The organism is Pseudomonas sp. KD5 (genome assembly GCF_012932895.1).
In the GTDB taxonomy this organism is placed as follows: domain Bacteria; phylum Pseudomonadota; class Gammaproteobacteria; order Pseudomonadales; family Pseudomonadaceae; genus Aquipseudomonas.
The window spans coordinates 291,221-312,601 of sequence record NZ_JDWJ01000002.1 but is presented as its reverse complement, the minus strand read 5'-3'; the positions used below and the strand labels follow the sequence as shown (position 1 = coordinate 312,601).

General features: G+C 59.8%; 18 protein-coding genes and 1 pseudogene. 13 read left to right on the top strand and 6 right to left on the bottom strand.

From position 1 onward, the window contains the following. Positions 1–828: 828 nt before the first annotated feature. Positions 829–939 (top strand): annotated as a pseudogene (locus tag AF70_RS05145) (ornithine carbamoyltransferase); the annotation flags it as partial. A gap of 75 nt (positions 940–1,014) precedes the next feature. Here AF70_RS05145 and AF70_RS05140 read toward each other — a convergent pair. From AF70_RS05140 to AF70_RS05130, 3 genes are all read right to left on the bottom strand, one after another. Further along, on the bottom strand, positions 1,015–2,778 hold the full coding sequence (locus tag AF70_RS05140) for a SulP family inorganic anion transporter (RefSeq protein WP_028940605.1): 1,764 nt from the start codon (positions 2,776–2,778) through the stop codon (positions 1,015–1,017). A gap of 323 nt (positions 2,779–3,101) precedes the next feature. Beyond that, the gene (locus tag AF70_RS05135; protein ID WP_007938220.1) at positions 3,102–3,299 is read right to left on the bottom strand and encodes a YbdD/YjiX family protein; all 198 of its coding nucleotides are present in this window, start codon (positions 3,297–3,299) and stop codon (positions 3,102–3,104) included. Between the two features lie 14 nt (positions 3,300–3,313). Beyond that, positions 3,314–5,371 carry a carbon starvation CstA family protein gene (locus AF70_RS05130; RefSeq protein WP_028940606.1) on the bottom strand — a complete coding sequence of 686 codons (2,058 nt, stop codon included), beginning with the start codon at positions 5,369–5,371 and terminating at the stop codon, positions 3,314–3,316. A gap of 242 nt (positions 5,372–5,613) precedes the next feature. Between AF70_RS05130 and AF70_RS05125 the strand changes: the two genes are divergently transcribed. Both AF70_RS05125 and AF70_RS05120 read left to right on the top strand, forming a co-directional pair. Continuing rightward, on the top strand, positions 5,614–6,975 hold the full coding sequence (locus AF70_RS05125) for a cache domain-containing protein (protein ID WP_028940607.1): 1,362 nt from the start codon (positions 5,614–5,616) through the stop codon (positions 6,973–6,975). 33 nt (positions 6,976–7,008) lie between these two features. Next, positions 7,009–7,641, top strand: a complete 633-nt coding sequence (locus AF70_RS05120) for a response regulator transcription factor (RefSeq protein ID WP_028940608.1) — start codon at positions 7,009–7,011, stop codon at positions 7,639–7,641. Positions 7,642–7,647: 6 nt separating this feature from the next. Here AF70_RS05120 and AF70_RS05115 read toward each other — a convergent pair whose 3' ends face one another. Further along, positions 7,648–8,169, bottom strand: a complete 522-nt coding sequence (locus AF70_RS05115; protein WP_018925858.1) for a transporter suffix domain-containing protein — start codon at positions 8,167–8,169, stop codon at positions 7,648–7,650. Positions 8,170–8,375: 206 nt separating this feature from the next. Between AF70_RS05115 and AF70_RS05110 the strand changes: the two genes are divergently transcribed. Genes AF70_RS05110 through AF70_RS05100 form a run of 3 tightly spaced genes read left to right on the top strand, consistent with a single transcriptional unit; the run spans position 8,376 to position 12,067 of the window. Next, complete coding sequence (locus tag AF70_RS05110; RefSeq protein WP_028940609.1) at positions 8,376–9,914, top strand: efflux transporter outer membrane subunit; 1,539 nt, start codon at positions 8,376–8,378, stop codon at positions 9,912–9,914. After that, positions 9,907–11,046 (top strand): HlyD family secretion protein, encoded by a 1,140-nt coding sequence (locus tag AF70_RS05105; protein WP_019578882.1) that lies wholly within the window; start codon positions 9,907–9,909, stop codon positions 11,044–11,046. Before AF70_RS05110 ends, AF70_RS05105 begins: the two co-directional genes overlap by 8 nt. Beyond that, positions 11,036–12,067, top strand: coding sequence for a DUF2955 domain-containing protein (locus tag AF70_RS05100; protein WP_028940610.1), 1,032 nt, complete (start codon positions 11,036–11,038; stop codon positions 12,065–12,067). The genes AF70_RS05105 and AF70_RS05100 overlap by 11 nt, the downstream gene beginning before the upstream one ends. Here the strand turns inward: AF70_RS05100 and AF70_RS05095 are convergent. Together AF70_RS05095 and AF70_RS05090 are read right to left on the bottom strand one after the other, a co-directional pair. Beyond that, positions 12,052–12,504 carry a YMGG-like glycine zipper-containing protein gene (locus AF70_RS05095; protein ID WP_026331641.1) on the bottom strand — a complete coding sequence of 151 codons (453 nt, stop codon included), beginning with the start codon at positions 12,502–12,504 and terminating at the stop codon, positions 12,052–12,054. The genes AF70_RS05100 and AF70_RS05095 overlap by 16 nt on opposite strands. Next, complete coding sequence (locus AF70_RS05090) at positions 12,501–13,427, bottom strand: helix-turn-helix domain-containing protein (RefSeq protein ID WP_019578879.1); 927 nt, start codon at positions 13,425–13,427, stop codon at positions 12,501–12,503. The genes AF70_RS05095 and AF70_RS05090 overlap by 4 nt, the downstream gene beginning before the upstream one ends. A gap of 162 nt (positions 13,428–13,589) precedes the next feature. Here AF70_RS05090 and AF70_RS05085 point away from each other — a divergent pair, with 162 nt between their 5' ends. The 7 genes from AF70_RS05085 to AF70_RS05055 all read left to right on the top strand — a co-directional run bounded on the left by AF70_RS05085 (position 13,590) and on the right by AF70_RS05055 (position 21,262). After that, positions 13,590–14,948, top strand: coding sequence for a glutamine synthetase family protein (locus tag AF70_RS05085; RefSeq protein ID WP_019578878.1), 1,359 nt, complete (start codon positions 13,590–13,592; stop codon positions 14,946–14,948). A 225-nt stretch (positions 14,949–15,173) separates the two neighbouring features. Beyond that, on the top strand, positions 15,174–16,262 hold the full coding sequence (locus AF70_RS05080; RefSeq protein WP_019578877.1) for a polyamine ABC transporter substrate-binding protein: 1,089 nt from the start codon (positions 15,174–15,176) through the stop codon (positions 16,260–16,262). Then, positions 16,259–17,560: an FAD-binding oxidoreductase gene (locus AF70_RS05075; RefSeq protein ID WP_028940611.1), complete on the top strand. Its 1,302-nt coding sequence runs from the start codon at positions 16,259–16,261 to the stop codon at positions 17,558–17,560. Before AF70_RS05080 ends, AF70_RS05075 begins: the two co-directional genes overlap by 4 nt. Positions 17,561–17,793: 233 nt before the next feature. Beyond that, positions 17,794–18,390, top strand: coding sequence for a paraquat-inducible protein A (locus tag AF70_RS05070; protein WP_019578875.1), 597 nt, complete (start codon positions 17,794–17,796; stop codon positions 18,388–18,390). Next, positions 18,387–19,055 carry a paraquat-inducible protein A gene (locus tag AF70_RS05065; RefSeq protein WP_026331640.1) on the top strand — a complete coding sequence of 223 codons (669 nt, stop codon included), beginning with the start codon at positions 18,387–18,389 and terminating at the stop codon, positions 19,053–19,055. The genes AF70_RS05070 and AF70_RS05065 overlap by 4 nt, the downstream gene beginning before the upstream one ends. Further along, positions 19,036–20,691 (top strand): intermembrane transport protein PqiB, encoded by a 1,656-nt coding sequence (locus tag AF70_RS05060; protein WP_019578873.1) that lies wholly within the window; start codon positions 19,036–19,038, stop codon positions 20,689–20,691. Before AF70_RS05065 ends, AF70_RS05060 begins: the two co-directional genes overlap by 20 nt. A 16-nt stretch (positions 20,692–20,707) precedes the next feature. Further along, positions 20,708–21,262: a membrane integrity-associated transporter subunit PqiC gene (locus AF70_RS05055; RefSeq protein ID WP_019578872.1), complete on the top strand. Its 555-nt coding sequence runs from the start codon at positions 20,708–20,710 to the stop codon at positions 21,260–21,262. The last annotated feature ends 119 nt before the right edge of the window (positions 21,263–21,381 follow it).

Sequence of the window (21,381 nt, the reverse complement as noted above, 5' to 3'; positions counted from 1 at the left end):
TCGATAAGACTACTGAAACGGTTTTTCCACTTGTAACTTGCACAACTCTGGATCGGACGAAAATGGTGCATTTGGCAACTGATTTGAGTTTTATGCCCTACAAGCGGGAAATTCCTACTCACTGCTTTTATTCTCCGTGTAATACAAGGCGTCCAGCGCGGCGCATTGATGAACACCGACGCACTATTAATGGTCAATAAAATGCACCCGGAGATGACGCCTGAAGCGAAGGTGCAAAGTAGTGAAGCATGGAGGATGGAGGATGGAGGATGGAGGATGGAGGATGGAGGATGGAGGATGGCCCGACACTGAGCCTTACCATCCGTACTACGCCAAAACCATGTTCCACGCCCCGATGGCCAAGCTACAACCCAATAGGCATTGAGCTAGACAGTTGCTGTCCGACGCACGGCATCAGGCCGCGGGCAAACAGACCAGGATAGTTGATCCTGATCAATAGTTTGCCGGTTGATCGAGCACACGCTGTCGAGCACGCAACGACGCAATGCCATGGATTGCTCACCGCCAGCGTACTCAGAAAGCAAAGGATAAGCCTGCACACATCAGGATGATTGATTCCTGCCTTTTTGGAGCGCCGTCAATGAAAATTTATGTTGAAAAAGACCCTGCACAGAATTGTTGGTGGGTTCACATGGGTCTGTGGATGGCGAGCTTCCGCAGCCTTGATGGAGCCGAGTCTTTTGTCGAGAGATTGAACTCCCGAATCAATGCCCCGCACTCTCTGGAAATGATTACAAACCGTCCTTTATGGCCGGGAACGATTTCCCGCAGTCCGCCTCTCGATCAGCACGATGAACCTCACTTGGCAAAGCCTGGGCCGAACGTATCAAGCAACTGTTGTCGTACCAGGTCAACACGGACTTGAAGAAAGCCACCGGCAACCCGCGCACCCGGTTCATGCACTCCCTTCCGGCATTCGCTCTGTGAAAGCCGAGCGTCCACGAGCGCTTTGCTTTCCCGGGAAATCCCGCCTGCGAAGCTCATTGGCGCGGGCTAACCCACTGGATAAATCACGAGATAACTTTCGACCGCATCGTCTATCGTTGGGAAGAACGCCGTTTCGCCCAGCTTGGCGAAAAGCCCGAATCGCTTTAGCTTGTCCTTGACCGGATCCTTCATCTCGGCCACGCACAACTTGATACCCGCCCCACGCAAGGTTTCATCGAGTTCAGCCAGCATATCGGCAGAAGTTACGTCCACGCTGGTGACCGGTTCCGACGCTACAACCAGCCAACGCACGGGCCAAGGCGATGTTGCCACGGCGTCCAGTACCCGGTCATTGAACAGCTCGGCATTGGCGAAAAACAAAGGTGCATCCCAGCGAAACAAAACCAGGCCCGGGATAAGGCGCGCGTCGGGATAGCGCTTGATATCGTGGTAACCCCGGATCTTTTCCGGGCTGCCCAGAACCGCCGAGTACGGGCGCCAGCCATCCCACAGGAACTCGATGACGGCGATCACGATGGCCAGGCCGATGCCCTCGATCGCGCCCAGTACGACCACACCGATGGTGCAGACGATCGACAGCCAAAATTCCCAGCGCTGGATGCGATAGATTCGTCGCAGGTCGGTCACTTCGATCAGGCCGATGGCGGATGCGATCACCACTGCCGCCAATGCGCTGGTGGGCAGGTTCTGCAACAGATTCGGCGCCACCATCAGCAATAAGGCAACGGCGATCGCACCGACGACACCGGTCAATTGGGTTTTCGCGCCTGCGGCCTCGGCCACGGGTGTCCGGGATGAACTGCTGCTGATTGGAAAACCCTGAAAAAGCCCGGCGGTCAGATTAGCGAAGCCGAGCCCGACCATTTCCTGGTTCGGGTCCACATACGTACGAGTCCGCGCCGCATAGACGCGGGAGAGCACACTGGTATCGGCAAACGAAACGAGGGCGACCGCACAACCACCAATCAGGACGGGGACGATATCAGCCCTGGTGATCCAGGGAATGGCGAATGCTGGCAGCCCCTGCGGGAGCGATCCCAGGACCGACACCCCGGCGCGCGCTGCAAGGTCCAGTACACCAACGGCAACGGTCGCGCCCGCCACTGCGATCAGAATGCCCGGCACGCGTTTATTGCCCTTGAGTAGCAGGATCACTGCCAGAGTACCTGCGCCTACCATGAACGCGGCCCAGTTGGTTTTCCCAGCCATCACTGCTGTAGCGATCTCCCATACATTTCTCAGCGGCCCGTCGGTTTCGATCGAAAAACCGAAAAACTTTGGCAGTTGACTGATCAATACCACCAGCGCAATCCCGTTCATGTATCCGTAGCGGATCGGTTTGGAAAGCAGCTCAGTAATGAAGCCCAGACGCGCGATGCCAGCCAGGATGCACACCACCCCCGAGACGATCGCCATCATGCCCGCGAGGGCGATTGCGCGATGCGGATCGCCGCCGGACAGTGGCAAGACGACGGCCAGGATGACGGCAGCCAGCGAAGAGTCTGGCCCAAGCACCAGAATCCGGCTGGGACCGAACAACGCGTAAGCGAGTAATGGAACGATCGTTGCGTAGAGCCCATAAATACCGGGTACGCCCGATGCCACCGCATAGGCGATGCCGACGGGTATCAGCATTGTGGTGAGCACCAGTCCGGCCACGAGGTCGTGGCGCAACCAAATCATTTGGTATCCGCGCAACGTACGCAGTCCCGGGAGCCAGCGGTCCCAGAGGGTCTGGCCGTCGTTCGACTTGCGGTGCGCAATCCGCCCCGGTTCCGGGACGGGAGGCACAATATCCGAATGACTCATGGCAATGCAGCCCTTGGCGGAGACTCGCTCGGCAATCCGTCAGAATTTTTCGGGAATTCGCCGCAGCGGATAATCCGGTTCGCGATAACCGCCTGCCTTCTCTTGCAGACCGCTCATTCGTTTTATCCAGATCGCGTGGACGGCCCTTCTGCTCTTGACGTTTAACTCCATCAGGACCCCGGTGAGTCTAGAACATGATCAGCGATCATGGGGGGCGTTCGCCCTGATGAAAAACCAGAGCGAATACCAACCGAATCGACCGTTGCAGGGTTGTCCTGCAACATAGAATCTCCCACAGGGCTTGGATCAACCTGGCTGTCAGGTCAGCAACACTTCGGCCCTGCCTTACCGCCGTAACGAGCCTCCTGACGTTCGCGGAAGAACATCTCATAGCTCATCACCGGCTTGTCCGGGTGTTCGGTTTGCATATGCTCGACGTAGTTGTCGTAGTCGGGCATGCCGACCATCAGGCGCGCAGCCTGACCGAGGTATTTACCGAGGCGACTCAGGTCATTGAACATGCTGCCCTCCTCGATCAAGCATCTGGCAGCGCATGGAATGGCGCTTCTTTATCCGTACGTTCTTTGGTGCCCCAGGCGGCAATGCCGACTTTAAGCGCAAAGAACAGGATGCTGAACACCACGAGCAGGAACAACACTGTCAGCGTCGCGTTGGTGTAGGCGTTGTAGATCACGTGCTGCATCTGCTCGATGCTCTTGGCCGGAGCCAACACCTGACCGTTGGCCAGGGCATCGCTGTATTTCTTCGCCAGCGCGAGGAAACCGATCGCCGGGTTGGCGTCGAACAGCTTGATGAAGCCTGCAGTGGTGGTGCAGATCAGCAGCCATACCGCTGGCAGCATGGTCACCCACACATAGCGTTGGCGTTTCATTTTGATCAGCACAACGGTTGCCAGCATCAGCGCGATACCGGCCAGCATCTGGTTGGAGATACCGAACAGTGGCCACAAGGTGTTGATCCCGCCCAACGGGTCGATCACACCTTGGTACAGCAGGTAACCCCACATCGCCACGCAACCGGCGGTGGCGATCAGGTTGGCGGTCCAGGATTCGGTGCGTTTCAGCGCCGGTACGAAGGAGCCGAGCAAGTCCTGCAGCATGAAACGTCCGGCACGGGTACCGGCATCGACCGCAGTGAGGATGAACAGCGCTTCAAACAGGATCGCGAAGTGGTACCAGAACGCCATGGTGTTTTCACCCGGCAGCACGTGGTGCAGGATCTGTGCGATACCGACCGCCAGAGTCGGCGCACCGCCGGCACGGGCCAGGACGGTGGTTTCACCGATGTCCTTGGCCACCGCTTGCAACGCTTCCGGCGTGATGGCAAAGCCCCAGCTGCTGACTGTCTGCGCAACCGAAACAGCATCGGCGCCGACCAGAGCTGCCGGGCTGTTCATGGCGAAGTACACGCCCGGCTCGATCACCGAAGCGGCCACCATCGCCATGATCGCCACGAAGGATTCCATCAGCATGCCGCCGTAACCGATGTAACGGGCATGGCCTTCACTGGCGAGCAGCTTCGGCGTGGTGCCGGAAGCAATCAGTGCGTGAAAACCGGACACCGCACCACAAGCGATGGTGATGAACAGGAACGGGAACAGACCGCCCTTCCACACCGGCCCGGTGCCGTCGATGAACTGGGTCAATGCCGGCATTTTCAGCTCGGGCATGGTGACCAGAATGCCGATCGCCAGCGCAACGATGGTGCCGATCTTCAAGAACGTGGACAGGTAGTCACGCGGCGCCAGAATCAGCCATACCGGCAACACCGCCGCCACGAAACCGTAGCCGATCAGCATCCAGGTAATTTGCAGTCCGGTGAAGGTAAAGGCCTTGGCCCACACCGGGGCAGCGGCAATCTGCCCGCCCAGCCAGATAGAACCCAGCAGCAACGCCACGCCGATCACCGAGATTTCACCGATACGACCCGGGCGGATGTAGCGCATGTAGACGCCCATGAACATCGCGATCGGGATGGTCGCCATCACCGTGAAGATGCCCCACGGGCTTTCGGCCAGGGCCTTGACCACGATCAGCGCCAGCACCGCGAGGATGATGATCATGATCAGGAAGCAGCCGAACAGCGCGATGGTTCCGGGGATGCGGCCCATTTCTTCACGGACCATGTCGCCCAGGGAGCGGCCGTTGCGGCGGGTGGACATGAACAGGACCATGAAGTCCTGAACCGCACCGGCCAGCACCACGCCGGCAATCAGCCACAGCGTACCGGGCAGGTAGCCCATCTGCGCCGCCAACACCGGACCGACCAGCGGCCCCGCGCCGGCAATGGCCGCGAAGTGGTGACCGAAGAGTACGTGTTTATTGGTCGGCACATAGTCCAGACCATCGTTGTTGAGTACGGCGGGAGTGGCTCGATTGGGGTCGAGTTGCATCACCTTGGTGGCGATGAACAGGCTGTAATAGCGGTATGCGACGAGATAAATAGCGACGGCTGCGACTACAATCCAGAGGGCGTTGATGGCTTCGCCGCGGCGCAGGGCCACGACACTTAGCGCAAACGCTCCCAAGACAGCCACGGCAAACCAGGCGAGGTGTTTAGCCAGACGGGGCATAGCGTGTCTCCTGCCGACAGTCAGTGACTGCGGCGGTAATTATTATAATTGTGTCCGCTTTGCGGAGCGGGCCCAATATCCCCCCATGCTGTCGACAAATAAATCCGCGTTACTACGTACGTGGCGCCTACGTAGTTCTACGTAGACGGTTTGTCGTTCTGTCCAGCACCGCTACTGGAGGCGCGTATCTTTGGCATATGATGCCGGGCCTTCGCCCTCCCTCGGCCCGGCCAGGAGTAGAGATGCAGCTCAAACACAAAATCGTCGCGCTCGGGATTCTGCCGCTGGTGTTGGCGATCGCGGTCATCTGCGCGCTGGTGATTTCCCTGAACCGCCAACTGGGTGATCAACAGGCGCAATTGATCGAAGACAGCATTCTGGCCAGCAAGCGCGCGGAGCTGAAAAACTACGTCGAAATGGCGCAAAGCCTGATCGCGCCGCTGTATGACGAGGGACGAGGCGATGAGCACGCGCAGCAACAAGTACTGGAAGAACTGCGCAAACTCAGCTTTGGCATCAATGGCTACTTCTTCGTTTATGACCATGAGGGCCGCAGTCTGATGCATGCACGCCAGTCAGAGCTGGTGGGCAAATACCTGTGGGACATGACCGACCCTCACGGCCTGCCGGTGATCCAGGCGTTGCTCAAAAGTGCGCAATCAGGTGAAGGTTTCCAGCGTTACGCCTGGAACAAGCCCTCCTCCGGCCAAGTGACCGACAAGCTCGCCTACGTGGTGATGCTCGATCGTTGGGGCTGGATGCTCGGCACCGGCATCTACCTTGAGGACGTTGAACGCGCCACCCAGCAAGCGCGTGCCGAAGTAGCTCAAGGCATTCGCAAAACCATGCTGGCGATTGCCGTGGTGGCCCTCGTGGCGGTGCTGTTTGTGTTCGCCAGCGGCATGACACTGAACGTCAGCGAACATCGTCTGGCCGACAAAAAACTGCAGCGCCTGACCCAACGCATCGTCAGCTTGCAGGAGGAAGAACGGTCACGGGTTTCCCGAGAGCTGCACGATGGCATCAGCCAGCTACTGGTCTCTATCAAGTTTCAATTCGAACTGGCCAGCCATGTACTGGAGAATGGCCAAGACAAAGGCTTGAGCATTTTAAGAGACGCCACCGAGCGCCTGGGGGAAGCGATCGGCGAGGTTCGCAGCCTCTCCCACGACCTGCGCTCATCATTGCTCGACACCCTCGGCCTGCCGGCGGCAATCGGTCAACTCGCCGCCGAGTTCGAGCAACGCAGCGGTCTTGTTGTAACCTTCAACGATAACGAATTCGACTGTCACCTGGCCGATGGCGCCGCCGCCTCGCTGTTTCGCATTGTGCAAGAAGGCCTGACCAACATCGAACGCCACGCCCAGGCAAAACACGTCATCATTACCCTGCACGGCTGCGAAAAGTCCGTACGGTTGACGGTGATCGATGACGGCATAGGTTTCAATGTCACCCAGGTCGAACGTCGCCAGGCCGGCATTGGCCTGCGCAATATCCGTGAGCGAGTCGAGCATTTTGGCGGTCGATTCGACCTGACCTCGATGCCGGGAAAAAGTGAGCTGGACGTGCTACTGCCGATGAAGCCACATGTTACAGAACGCTGACTCAACCCATAACAATTAGAGTGAATGCCTGCGATGAACCTGCCCTACCCGATCCGCGTCGCCCTGGTCGACGATCACTCCCTGGTCCGCGATGGCATCAAATCACTGTTGGCGGTCATGGCGCCGCTGGAAGTGGTGGGCGAAGCCGAGAATGGCGCCGATGCCATTGCGATGGTCGGGCGCTGCCAGCCGGATCTGTTGCTGGTCGACATCAGCCTGAAGGACATCAACGGGCTCGAGCTGACTCGGCTGTTGCGCAGCCAGTACCCGTCGCTCAAGGTGCTGGTGCTGAGCATGTACGACAACTACGAATACGTCAGTGAATCGGTTCGCTCGGGGGCCAGCGGCTATGTGCTGAAGAACGCGCCTTCACGGGAAATCATTGCGGCCATTGAAGCCATTGTCAGTGGCGGGACGTTCTACAGTGCCGAAATCGCGCAACGGCTCATCGCCGATAAAAGTACCGACAACGAACTCACACCACGCGAGAGCCAGGTGCTGTACAAAATGGCTCAGGGGTTGAACAACAAGGAAATGGCTCGCGAGCTGGACATTAGCGTCCGCACGGTGGAAACCCATCGCCTGAGCATCCGCCGCAAACTCAACATCGACAAACCCGCCGCCCTCGTAAAATACGCGATCGATCACGGGATCATCTCTCGTTAGAAGCACTCACACCGTACTCACGTTGACCACACGCGCCGTGCGGATAAACAAAGCACGCACCTTGTCCCAGAAATTCCCCCCCAGTACGAAAAAGCTGCCGACCAACATGGCATCGCCCAGCGCCTGGACCTGCCAGAGGTTCGGTCTCAGCCCCGGCCACAGCGTGTCCACGTAAGGTTCGAGAAATGATGAGATCAGTGGCAGGCAAAACATCACCAGGCCTACTCGATGGCGAGCCGGGCCTACTTCCTGTTCAGTCGGTGCGAGCGTGGAAACGTAGCCAAACACGCTGCGCTTGAGTTGCTGAAAACCGGACTTGCCCATGACGGCGATGGCGAGGATCAGCAGAATCTTGTTGCTGATAAACAAAATGCCTGTCAGTGCCGCGATCTTTGGGCCGGGCACATCCGCAGCGGCGGCGAGCGGCACCAACAGCCAGGCGAGCACTGTCAAACTGAGAATCCCGATACCTGCTTTGAAGCGCCAACCGGTGGAGCTGGGGGCAATCTCGTCCTGGGGACTGGTCATGGTCTTCGTACCCTTCTTTTTCACCCGAATGAATAACTTTCAAAAGCGTAGCAGTTGCTCGATGCCCTGTTTGTCAAACATGACTTTGTGTTTGCCTTGGCTGTACTAACCTAATCAAAACCGGTTCAAGTCCGCCCAACAGCCAGGGCATTCAACATTGGGGACGCTCGGATGAGGTTTTCCCGTGACCAACTTACAGTGCTGCGATGCTGACGCGCCCAGGTACGCTGCTTCTACTGGGAGCCCTCGCTCTTGGCGGCTGCGTGCGTCTAGGACCGGATTTCCAGGCCCCGGGCGAGGCCTGGACAAAACTCTGGAGCAGCCCTGCGCTTGAACAGGCCAGCCAAAGACGCGCCTATCCCGATGTGCGCCAGTGGTGGCAAGTGTTCGCCGACCCGGTCCTCGACGGGCTGATTGCCGAAGCGGATGCGCACAATTCCAACCTGAAAATTGCCGGCCTTCGCGTCATGGAAGCCCGTGCCCGGTTGGGGATTGCCCAAAGCGGACGCTATCCGCAACTGCAACAGGCCAGTGCCGAGAGCCTGTACTTCAACCGCCGGCAATCCGGCGGCAGCAACCCGCAAGACAGCCATTTCTGGCAACACAGCGTGGGCTTTGATGTCGGTTGGGAGCTGGACTTCTGGGGACGTTTCAGTCGGGCCATCGAGTCGTCAGACGCCAGTTACTTTGCGGCTCAAGCCAATTATGAAGACGTACTGGTACTGCTGCGTGCTCAAGTGGCCGACACTTACTTCTCATTGCGCACCACCGAAGCGCGTTTACGCGTCGCCCGGGAAAACGCCGAACAGCAAAAGCGCAACTTTGAAATCACCGAGAAACTGTTCAACAGCGGCCAGAGCGCCGAACTCGATTTGCAACAAGCCAAGACCCAGTACCTCGGCACCTTGAGCAGCATTCCCGAGCTTGAAGGGCAAGTGCTGCGCACCCGCAACGCATTGGCCGTACTGATCGGACAGCCACCCAACACCCTGACCCGTTTGCTCGAAAACCAGGGACTGATTCCGCTGGTAGACCGTGCCGTGCTGCAAGACGTACCCGCCAGCCTGCTGTTGCGTCGACCGGACGTACGCGCCGCCGAACTCAACGTCGCCGCCCAATCGGCACTGATCGGTGTGGCAGAAACCGACTTCTATCCATCGCTGACCTTGCTCGGCAGCATTGTCTGGTCGACCGACACACTGAAGGGCACCTCCAACAGCCTGGACCTGATCGGCGGCCCCAGTTTGCGCTGGAACCTGTTTGATCACGGTCAGATCAGCAACAACGTGCGCGTGCAGGATGCGCGGTTGCAGCAGCTGATCGAGGTTTATCGCGACAAAGTCCGCGAGGCTGCGCGCGAAGCCGATGATGCCGCCAGCGGCCTGAGCAAATCACTGGAACGCGAGCGCATCCTGAGTGAAGCGCAGGTCGCCGCCAAGCGCTCGCTGAGCCTGGCCAACAGCCAATACCGCGAAGGCTACTCGGACTTCCAGCGCGTGCTCGATGCCCAACGCGCATTGCTCGAACAACAGGACAATTACCTGGTCAGCCGCAGCAATGCCGTGAGCAACCTGATTGCCCTGTACAAAGCCCTTGGCGGTGGCTGGTACAGCGCCCTGCCAACCGTCGACCCAGGCACTCGCCAACAAATGGAACACCGCACCGACTGGGGCAACCTGCTGAATGAACCGGCCCCTTCGCCAGCCCCCTCTTCCACGTCAGACAAGGTCAAAGCCGATGAGTGAACCCTCACCGCCCGCCACTGAAGCGCCCTCTTCCAAGGCGCCCGAACCGGCTGCCGATCCGGCAAAAAAAGGCATCAAATGGGTGCTGCTGCTGATCGTCCTGAGCCTGGCCTGGTATCTGTTGGCTGACCGTTTCACGCCATATACGCAACAGGCTCGGGTCGGTGCCTTTGTGATTCCGGTGGCGGCTGAAGTGGCCGGTCAGGTTATCCGCGTGAATGTGCGCAACAACCAGGACGTCAAGGCAGGCGATGTGCTGTTCGAGGTCGATCAGCAGCCCTATCAAATAGCCGCCGACCGTGCACGCGCGGATCTTGAGTCTACCCGCCGGCAGATCGGTGCCAGCACTGCCGGCATCGCCTCCGCGCAAGCCTCGTTGCGGGCGGCCCAGGCCAATGAACTCAAGGCCCGGCAGGATAACGAACGCCTTGAAAGCCTGTACCGCCAAGACCGCGGAACCATTTCCGTGCGCCTGCTGGAAGCCTCTCGGGCCAGCCGTGAACAGGCCGTCAGCCAGGTCGCCGCGGCCCGTGCCGAAGTCCAGCGAGCACGGGAACAGGAAGGCGGCAGCGAGGAAGACAACGCGCTGTTACGCAGCGCCGCCACGGCATTGTCAAAAGCCGAACTCGACATGGCCAACACCCAAGTCCGCGCTCGCTCGGCGGGTTTGATAACTGACCTGCGTACCGACGTCGGGCAATTCGCTGCGGTCGGCACGCCGGTCATGACCTTGATTGCCATTCACGATGTGTGGATCAGTGCGGACATGACCGAGAACAACCTGGGGCGGGTCAAGCCTGGAACTCCGGTGGCGATCGTGCTGGACGCGCTGCCGGGCGAGGTCTTCGAGGGGCGAGTGCGCAGCGTCGGCTACGGCGTCAGCGTGGGGCAGACGCCGGCGCCGGGCACCTTGCCCAGTGTGCAAAACAGTCGCGACTGGTTGCGTCCGGCCCAACGCTTCCCGGTGATCATCGAATTTTCTGACGAGGCGATGCAGGTGCTACGTGACAGTCGCGCCATTCGTGCCGGCGGCCAGGCCGAAGTCATGGCCTTTCCTGCGCAGAATAATCCGCTGAATCCCTTGGGACGCCTGTTTTTCTGGCTGATGAGTTGGTTGTCTTATGCCTACTGATCGCCCGCCCAGATTCCAACGGGCGCCGCGTCTGGCCGTCGGCACGGCGCTGTGCCTGGCCATCAGCTTCGGCCTGGCACTGCCGATTCCGTTTATTGCGCCGGTGCTTTGCGTGTTGCTGTTGGCCACGCTTAACAAACCCCTGCCATTCAAGGCCGGCGTGATGCTGGCAGTGGTTGCGATGCTGACCACCGGCATCGGGCTGTTACTGATCCCGGTCCTGCGTTATTACCCCCTCAGCGGTGTGCTGCTGATCGGTGTCAGTCTGTTCCTGGCCTTTGGTTTCGGGCTGCGCGGTGGCAACGCCCTGGTCGTGACCTTTCTGATCATTGGCCTGACGATGATTTCCTCGGCCGGCGTTGCCGAGTTCGATCTGGCGATGATGGTCATCGGTGCCCTGGTCAAGGCCTTGCTCCTCGCCGTCATCGTCGTCGCGATCAGTCACTGGCTGTTTCCCGACCCGGCCAATGCGCCCTCCCCACCCGCCGCCAGCACTCTGCCGGCGCAGGAAGTGGCGAGGATTGCGCTGCGTGCCACCCTGATCGTGATGCCGGCGTTCTTGTTGGCGCTGATCGACCCGGCCAGTTATCTGCCGATCATTTTGAAAGCGGTCAGTCTGGGCCAGCAGAGTTCAACGGTAACGACGCGCAACGCCAGTCGCGAACTGCTCGGCTCGACCTTGATGGGCGGGCTGTTGGCCATTGTGTTCTGGTGCGCGCTAAGCCTGTTCGTGCACTTGTGGATGTTCTTTCTGTGGATGCTGCTGTTCGGCTTGCTGTTGGCGCGCAAGCTCTATGCCCTGAGTCCGACTCGACAAACCCCGGGGTTCTGGCTCAACAGCCTGGTCACGTTGATCATCCTGCTGGGCCAGTCGGTGCAGGACAGTCTTGCCGGCAAGGACGTCTATACCGCCTTCGCCGTGCGCATGGCGCTGTTTATCGCCCTCACGCTCTATGCCGACCTGATGGTTCACCTGATCGAACAGCGGCAGCGAACGCCTGGTGCTCAGGGCGTTACCTGATAACCGCGCCCTTGCAGGCAGCTGGTATAGGCGGTTGAACTGGTCGCCGCGCTGGTTTTTTGCTGCGCCCGGCGCTCCTGACGCTGGCGCGCGCCACCGACTACCGCGCCCGCCGCTGCGGTTTGCCCGGCGCGGTTCTGGCGATATTCCTGTTTCACATCGTCGTCGACCCGCTCGTAAAACTCGTCATGTTGACGCCCACGCACCTCAGCGCCCACCGCCCCGGCAGCGGCACCCACCGCAGCACCGCGCAGTCGCCCGCCCGAGGGTGGCGGCGTTGAGGCGCTCTGACTCGCCGCGACATTGCGGCAATCATTGATGTCCAGCTGGATTTGTTGCGAACTCTGCCCTTTCAACGGCACGACCGTTTCGGCCTGAACCTGCGTACAGGCCATCGACACTACGACACACAGACTGAAAGACGATAACCGACTCATGATGACCTCCGACAAGGTCCACTGTGTTGGCGGGCGAGCGTCTGACTGGGAAGTTCCTGGAACAGCGCTCGATAACTGCTGGAAAACCGCCCCAAATGCCAGAACGACCAGTGCATCGCCACTTGCGCGACTGTCGTGTCGCTGGCCGTTCGGCTGAGCAACTCACGGCGCGCACTGTTGAGCCGGCGCAAGCGCAACCAATGCGAGGGCGTCATCCCGGTGTACGCCTTGAACGCGTGCTGCAACTGACGCAACGAAACCCCAGCCACCTGGGACAGTTCCAGCAAGTTGAGGGTTTCTTCCGGGGTATCGGCGGCCCATTCGGCGACGCGCTTCATGATCGTTCGCTCTTCGGCCCGACGCTGCAAGCCTGCGCGATCCAGGCACACACAGGCGTTATCGAGGATGAACAAACAGTCCTCCAGCAACTGCTGGGTCAATGCCTCTTTGCTCGGCGGATCCAGCGTCTGCTCCAGTCGCGTCAAGGTGCCGCTCAACCAGCGGCTGAACAGCGCGTTCTGCCCGCAATTGAGCGGCGACATGAACAAGCCTTCGAGCCGCGCCACGTCCAGTCCATGCCGTTGAACGAATTGCGGCCCGAACACCACGGCGATTTCCTGGTAGTTCTCCGGGGTGATCCAGATGTTGCGGCTCTCGCCGTTCAACATGTACAGCGAGTTGTCGTTGCGATCGAAACAGAACGCCAGTGAGCCTTCGGGGGCGCTGAAATTCTGCTCGACCCGGGTGTTCATCTGCTCTTCGTAAATCTCCACGCCTTGCAAGTCCAGATAGCGCACCCGCCCGGCGAAATGCCCCGGCGACATCTGCTGATAGTGCTGCACCCAACCCGGTGTGGCGCGGATCTGCTCGGCCACGTCGGCGGTGTTGAAGGCTTGAACCTGTAACGGATTGCACGCTGTCATGGGGTGACCTTACGCACTCGTTTGGTGCGTTTTGGTGCTGCTTAAAGTGGATAGATGGAACGCCACGGCTCACCCAAGATAGTCGTCAATGCGCCACAGGGGAAGTGTCCGGTGGATGAAGGCGCCTTCCCCGGCGTAATTCAAACCAACAATGAGGTCTTTATGAATGTCCCTTTCGATCAGCTGTTCACGTGGCTGAAAGATCACAAGATTACCGAGGTCGAGTGTGTGGTCAGCGACTTGACCGGCATTGCTCGCGGCAAGATTGCACCCACCAACAAGTTCCTGCATGAGCGAGGCATGCGCCTGCCGGAAAGTGTGCTGTTGCAAACGGTAACCGGGGACTTTGTCGACGACGACATCTACTACGACCTGCTCGACCCGGCCGACATCGACATGGTCTGCAAACCTGTCGCCGACGCGGTTTACGTGGTGCCGTGGGCCATCGAACCCACCGCCATCGTGATCCACGACACCTTCGACAAGTTCGGCAACCCCATCGAACTGTCGCCGCGCAACGTGCTGAAGAAAGTGCTGCAGCTTTACACCGACAAAGGCTGGCAGCCGATTGTCGCGCCGGAAATGGAGTTCTACCTGACCCAGCGCTGCGAAGACCCGGACTTGCCACTCAAGGCACCGCTGGGGCGTTCTGGCCGCGCGGAAAGCGGTCGTCAGTCGTTTTCCATCGACGCCGCCAACGAGTTCGATCCACTGTTTGAAGACGTCTACGACTGGTGCGAACTGCAGGGCCTGGACCTCGACACGCTGATCCACGAAGACGGCCCAGCGCAGATGGAAATCAACTTCCGTCATGGCGATGCGCTGGACCTGGCGGACCAGATCACCGTGTTCAAACGCACCCTGCGCGAGGCGGCACTCAAGCACAACGTGACTGCGACTTTCATGGCCAAACCCATCGGTGACGAGCCCGGCAGCGCCATGCACATCCATCAAAGCGTGGTCGACATCGCCAGCGGCCAGCCGATCTTCGCCGATGCCGACGGGCAGATGAGCGAGCTGTTCCGGCACCACATCGGCGGCCTGCAAAAGTACATCCCCAAAGTGCTGCCGATGTTCGCGCCCAACGTCAATTCGTTCCGCCGCTTCCTGCCCGACACCTCGGCACCGGTCAACGTCGAATGGGGCGAAGAAAACCGCACCGTCGGCCTGCGCGTGCCGACCTCGAGCCCCGACGCCATGCGCGTGGAAAACCGTTTGCCGGGCGCCGACGCCAACCCCTATCTGGCGATTGCCGCAAGCCTGCTGTGCGGCTATCTGGGCATGGTCGAACAGATCGAACCGAGCGCCGCAGTGCAGGGTCGTGCCTACGAGCGACGCAACCTGCGCCTGCCGATCACCATCGAGGACGCACTCACGCGCATGGAAGAGTGCGAAACCATCAAGCGCTACCTGGGTAGCAAATTCGTCCGGGGGTATGTCGCGGTCAAGCGCGCCGAACACGAGAACTTCAAGCGCGTGATCAGCTCCTGGGAGCGCGAGTTCCTGCTGCTCAGCGTCTAAAAAACACACGCCCACATGAGATCACAATCCTCTGTGGGAGCGGGCTTGTGTGGCGAGGGGGCTTGCCCCCGTTGGGGTGCGAAGCACCCCTAACAACGGTCACCACGATCTTGAATTTAGAAAGTGATGACTGGTTTTACGACTGCTTCGCAGTCGAACGGGGGCAAGCCCCCTCGCCACATAAGCCCGATCCCACAAAGACGAATAATTCAAAGAGGTGTCGATATGCGTCTATTGAAATCCGTGGTTCCGGTCGCGCTGGCGGTATTGTTCAGCGCCGGGGCGCAAGCTCAGCCGAGCGTCAGCGTCTACAACTGGACCGATTACATCGGCGAGACCACCCTCGCCGACTTCCAGGCAAAAACCGGGATCAAGGTGATCTACGACGTATTCGATTCCAACGAAACCCTGGAAGGCAAACTGCTCGCCGGCCGCACCGGGTATGACGTGGTGGTGCCGTCCAACCACTTTCTCGCGCGGCAGGTGAAGGCCGGTGCGTTCCTCAAACTGGATCGCTCGCAGCTGCCCAACTTCAAAAACCTCGACCCGAAACTGCTGACGCTGCTGGAGAAAAACGATCCGCAGAACGCGCATTCCGTACCGTATCTGTGGGGCACCAACGGCATCGGCTACAACGTCGACAAGGTCAAGCAAGTGCTGGGCATTGATCACATCGATTCCTGGGCCGTGTTTTTCGAACCCGAGAACCTGAAGAAACTCAGCCAGTGTGGTGTGTCGATGATGGACTCGGCTGATGAAGTATTCCCGGCAGTCCTCAACTACATGGGCATGGACCCACGCAGCGAAAACCCTGAGGACTTTAAAAAAGCCGAAGCCAAACTCTTGAGCATCCGGCCTTACATCACCTACTTCCATTCCTCCAAGTACGTCTCGGACCTGGCCAACGGCGACATCTGCGTGGCCTTCGGTTACTCCGGCGACGTGTTCCAGGCGGCCAATCGCGCCAAGGAAGCGAAGAACGGCGTGAACATCGCCTACTCGATCCCCAAGGAAGGCAGCAACCTGTGGTTCGACCTTCTGGCAATTCCCGCCGACGCCAGCAACCCGAAAGAAGCCCACGCCTTCATCAATAACCTGCTGGACCCGCAAGTGATCGCCAAGGTCAGTGCCTCGGTGGGCTATGCCAATCCGAACCCGGCGGCCAAGGCCTACATGGATGCTGAGTTGGTCAATAATCCTGAGGTCTACCCACCCCAGGACGTCCTCGACAAACTCTACATCTCCACCACCCCGCCCCAGGCGATCATGCGTCTGATGACCCGTTCCTGGAGCAAAGTGAAGTCCAACCAATGAATCAGCATGACAAGCAACATGCCCGCTCCTATTACGCGGCATCGGCCAATGGCATGGCACCCTACCCTACGCTGGATTCGGACCTTGAGGCCGATGTCTGTGTGATCGGCGGCGGGTTCACCGGGGTCAACACCGCGATCGAACTGGCGCAGCGCGGGCTCTCGGTGATTCTGCTGGAGGGCCGGCGGATCGGCTGGGGCGCCAGCGGTCGTAATGGCGGGCAGTTGATCCGTGGCATTGGCCATGACGTCAGTGGGTTCGCCCGTTATGTCGGCGAGGAAGGCGCGCGTTATCTGGAGCGTGCGGGCATCGAGTCCGTGGAACTGGTGGGCAATCGCATCCGTGAACATGGCATCGATTGCGACTTGCGCTGGGGTTTCTGCGAACTGGCCAATACCCCGGCGCAGTTCGCTGCGTTCAAGGCTGAGCTGCAAAGCCTCGCCGAGTTGGGGTACTCCCATGAAACCCGCCTCGTCGGCCCCGAGCATATCCGCCGGGATGTGGTGGGCTCGGACGTTTATGCCGGCGGTCTGATCGACATGGGTTCGGGGCACCTGCATCCACTCAATCTGGTGCTCGGCGAAGCGCGGCTGGCGCAATCCCTCGGGGTACGGATTTTCGAGCAGAGCCCGGTGCTGGAATTGGTCCACGGCAGCACCGTGCAGGTTCGCTGCGCGGGCGGTACGGTGCGCGCCGGCAGCCTGGTGCTGGCCTGCAACGCACATCTGGAAGAACTCGAACCGCGCCTGAGCGGTAAGGTGCTGCCGGCGGGCAGTTACATCATCGCCACCGCACCGTTGGCACCCGAAGTGGCCGTTCAACTGATCCCGCAGAACCTGGCGCTATGCGACCAGAAAGTTGGCCTTGATTACTACCGGCTCTCGGCGGATCGACGCTTGTTATTCGGCGGTGCCTGCCATTACTCCGGGCGCGACCCGGTGGACATCGGCGCCTATATGCGGCCGAAAATGCTCAAGGTCTTTCCGCAACTGGCGGATGTGCGCATCGACTATCAATGGGGCGGCAAGATCGGCATCACCGCCAACCGTTTCCCCCAGGCCGGCCGCCTGAGCCAGTACCCGAACGTGTTTTACGCCCAGGGTTATTCCGGCCATGGCCTGAACGTGACCCACTGGTGCGCCCGGCTGCTGGCCGAAGCGATTCATGCCGGCCACAGCCAGGGGCTGGACGTGTTCAGCGCCGTGCCGCACATGACCTTTCCCGGCGGACGAGCCCTGCGCTCACCGCTGCTGGCGCTTGGCATGTTCTGGTATCGCCTGCGTGAATTACTTGGCTGAACTGTGGCGAGGGGGCTTGCCCCCGTTGGGTCGCGAAGCGACCCCAAAATCTGCCGTCGCATTCTTGCAGGCATACCGGTTGACGACTGCTGCGCAGCCGAACGGGGGCAAGCCCCCTCGCCACAAGCCGCATCCAGGACATCCCTGGAATCGCCTTTAGATTTGCTCAATCGCAAGTCACTTCTATATTGAGGGAGTGCTCTGACTTTTCTGCCTCCCGGCGAGTGCTGCCCATGGCGACGACTGCTCCATTGATCATCTGCGAGCACTGCGACTGCGTGTACGAAAAAGTCACGCTCGCCAAACATCAAAAGGCCCTGTGCACCCGTTGCGGTGGTGTGCTTGCGCGTTACAACGGCTTGTCGGTGCAGCAGCGTCTGGCGCTGAGCTTCACGGCGGCCGTGCTGTGGACTTTCTCGAATTTCTATCCGGTCATGACCATCAGCCTCAAGGGCATGAAGAACAGCGCGACGCTGTGGGATTCGGTGGTGGCGCTGAGCCAGGGGCCGATCACTTTCATTGCGCTGGTGGCAGCGATTTCCATCATCATCGCGCCGATGTTCCAGTTGCTCCTGTTGATCTGGGTATTGAGCTTCGCCCTCACCTCCCGACGTTCACCAGGCTTCAAGCTGTGCATGCGCTGGCTGGAAACCCTCAGGCCCTGGAGCATGCTGGAAGTCTGCTTGCTGGGGGCCATGGTCGCGGTGTTCAAGCTCGCCGGGTTGCTGGATGTGCTGCCGGGTATCGGCATGTTTGCCCTGGCGGTCCTCAGCCTGTTGCTGATCCGCATCGCCGGGCGCGATGTACGTGATCTGTGGGACACCCTATGAACAGGCCACCGCTCGCCAGCGAACTCAACCTGTGCCTGTGCCACAGTTGTGGCATGGCCTGCGACATGACCGAGCAACCTCACGAATGCGAACGCTGCGGCGCGCCGTTGCATGCCCGCAAACCTGACTCTCTGACCCGGACATGGGCCTATCTGCTGGCCTCACTGGTGTTTTATATCCCGGCCAATCTGCTGCCGGTCATGAACACCAGTCTGTTCGGCAACGGCTCCGACAGCACGATCATGAGCGGTGTGCTGGAGTTCTGGGCACACGGTGCGTGGGACATTGCGCTGATCATTTTCATTGCCAGCATCGCGGTGCCGGGCATCAAGTTCGTTGCTCTCTCCCTGCTGCTGATCACGGTGCAACGCGGTAGCTTCTGGGCGCGCAAGGAACGTTCGAGGCTTTACCGTTTCGTCGAGCTGATCGGCTACTGGTCGATGCTCGATGTAATTGTCGTCGCGCTGGTGGCCGCATTGGTGAAATTCCAGGCCCTGGGCGATATCGAACCGCGCCCGGGCATTCTGTTCTTTGGTCTGGTGGTGGTGTTCACCATGCTGTCGGCGATGAGTTTCGACCCGCGGCTGATCTGGGATAAAGAACGGGATCAAGAGCCGGAAAACCCACAAGATGAGGAGCGCATGGATGAAGTCCCAAGCCACTGACGGTCCGCACGCCCCTGGCCAGGCCGCGATCAAGACTCGTCGCTTCAGCATTTCGCTGGTATGGATCGTGCCGATCGTAGCGGTGTTGGTGGGGATTTCCCTGGTGGTGCACAGCTGGCTGCAGGAAGGCCCGACCATCACCATCACGTTCAAGACCGGTAGCGGCCTGGTGGCCAACAAGACCGAGGTCAAATACCGCAATGTGGTCATCGGCCGCGTCTCGGAGGTGAAACTGAGCGGCGACCAGAAACGCGTCGACGCCACGATCCAGCTCGACAAACAGGCTGAAAGCTTTACTCGTGCAGACTCGCAATTCTGGGTTGTGCGGCCGCGCATCGGTGCCGGTGGCGTTTCGGGCATCGATACCTTGCTGTCGGGCGACTACATTGGCGCCGACATCGGCCAGGCCGATGCCCGTTCCAAACACTTCACCGGGCTGGAAAACCCGCCGCCCATTACCTATGGCGAGCCGGGCAAACGCTTCATGTTGCACACTCAGGACCTCGGCTCGCTGGACATCGGCTCCCCCGTCTACTACCGCAAGATCCCCGTCGGGCAAGTGGTGGCGTATGCACTGGATGCCGACGGCAAAGGGGTGAACATCGAAATCTTCGTGCATGCGCCCAACGATGCCTATGTCACCGAAAATACGCGGTTCTGGAACGCCAGCGGTATTGATGTAAATGTCGGCGCCAACGGTTTTGCAGTGAAGACCGAGTCCCTGTCGGCCCTGTTGGTGGGCGGCATCGCGTTTCGCGCGCCGGAATACAGCCCCAACGATCAAGTGGCAGCCGAGGATAACGCCTTCGATCTGTTCGAGGATGAGCATACCGCCCTCGCCCCGCCCAACGGCAAGGCGCAATACCTGAGCTTGCGATTCGATCAGGCATTGCGCGGGCTCAAGGTCGATGCACCGGTAGAGTTCCTCGGCATAGAGATCGGCCGGGTGGTGGCGGTCAATCTGGATTTCGACGTGAAGAACCGCAGCTTCCCGGTCAATGTCGGCATCGTGATCTACCCGCAACGCCTCGGTAAGGCTCATCTCAAATTGCTCGAAGCCTTGAAGCATGACCCCAACGACGAAGCCGCCAGCGTGCGCCTGATCGGCTCCTTCATCGAAAACGGCCTGCGAGCCCAGGCCCGTAACGGCAATCTGTTGACTGGCCAGCTGTACATCGCGCTCGACTTCTACCCCAAAGCAGAGAAAGTCGCGTTCGATCCGACTGCCCGTCCCGTCGTTATTCCCACCATTCCCGGGAGCCTTGAGCAGTTGCAGGAAAAACTCGAGAACATGGTCAACAAGATCAACCAGCTGCCCATCGAACGCATAGCCGGCAACCTCGACAGCAACCTCGTCGAACTGCGCAAAGGCCTCGCACAATTCAACGCCAAGACCCTGCCCGGCGTGCAAACCACCCTGTCGGACGTCAGCAAGACCTTGCAATCAGCCAGTTCGACCCTCGCCGAAGATTCGCCGCAACGGGAACAACTGAGCCAGACCCTGGACGAACTTGGACGCATGTCGCGCTCGTTGCGTGAGCTTTCGGACTACATGGGACGGCATCCGGAATCGCTGATTCGCGGCCGCCCCGACAATGCCCCGCCGATGGATCTGCAAGGGCCACCGCGCAACTGACCACAGGAGCTACCCCATGGCATTTTCGCTGAAGATCACGCTGGTCACTGCGTTGTTACTACTCGCCGCTTGCCGCAGTGAGCCGATTCAATTCCACACCCTGACCCCGGCTCAACCGAGCGGTGCAAGCGGCGGCGCGGACATCCAGATCGAAAGCATCACCGTGCCGCCCCAGGTCGACCGTCCGCAGATCGTCATTCGTCAAGGCAACGCCGGCCTGGCAATCCTCGAAACACAATGGTGGGGCGCAAGCCTGTCGGAAGAACTGCGCAGTGCCCTGGTCGATCAACTGGTCAACAGTAACCCGCAGCGCAAAGTGTCGTTGCGCCTGGAAGTTCAGCGTTTTGATTCGATACCCGGCCAGTACGCATTGATCGACGTCAAATGGCGCCTGCGCAAACTCGGCGAAGGCGATGCTGCATTGGTCACCTGCCGCAGCACTTTGCAGACGCCTTCCGGCACGAGTATCGATGAGTTGGTGGTGGCTCATCAGAACAATGTGAAGCGCTTGGCCGCCACCATCAGCCAGGCTACCGCCGGCACATCGAAAAGCTGCCCGGCAACTAAATAACAGTCGTCAGGTGCCTTCCAGCTCAATGGTAAAACAACTGCCGTTGGGCTGAAGGCTGCTGAGTTCCACTCACCAATTCTGATGGGGCACTGTACGTGGTGTTCAAGACAAGCGTCGCA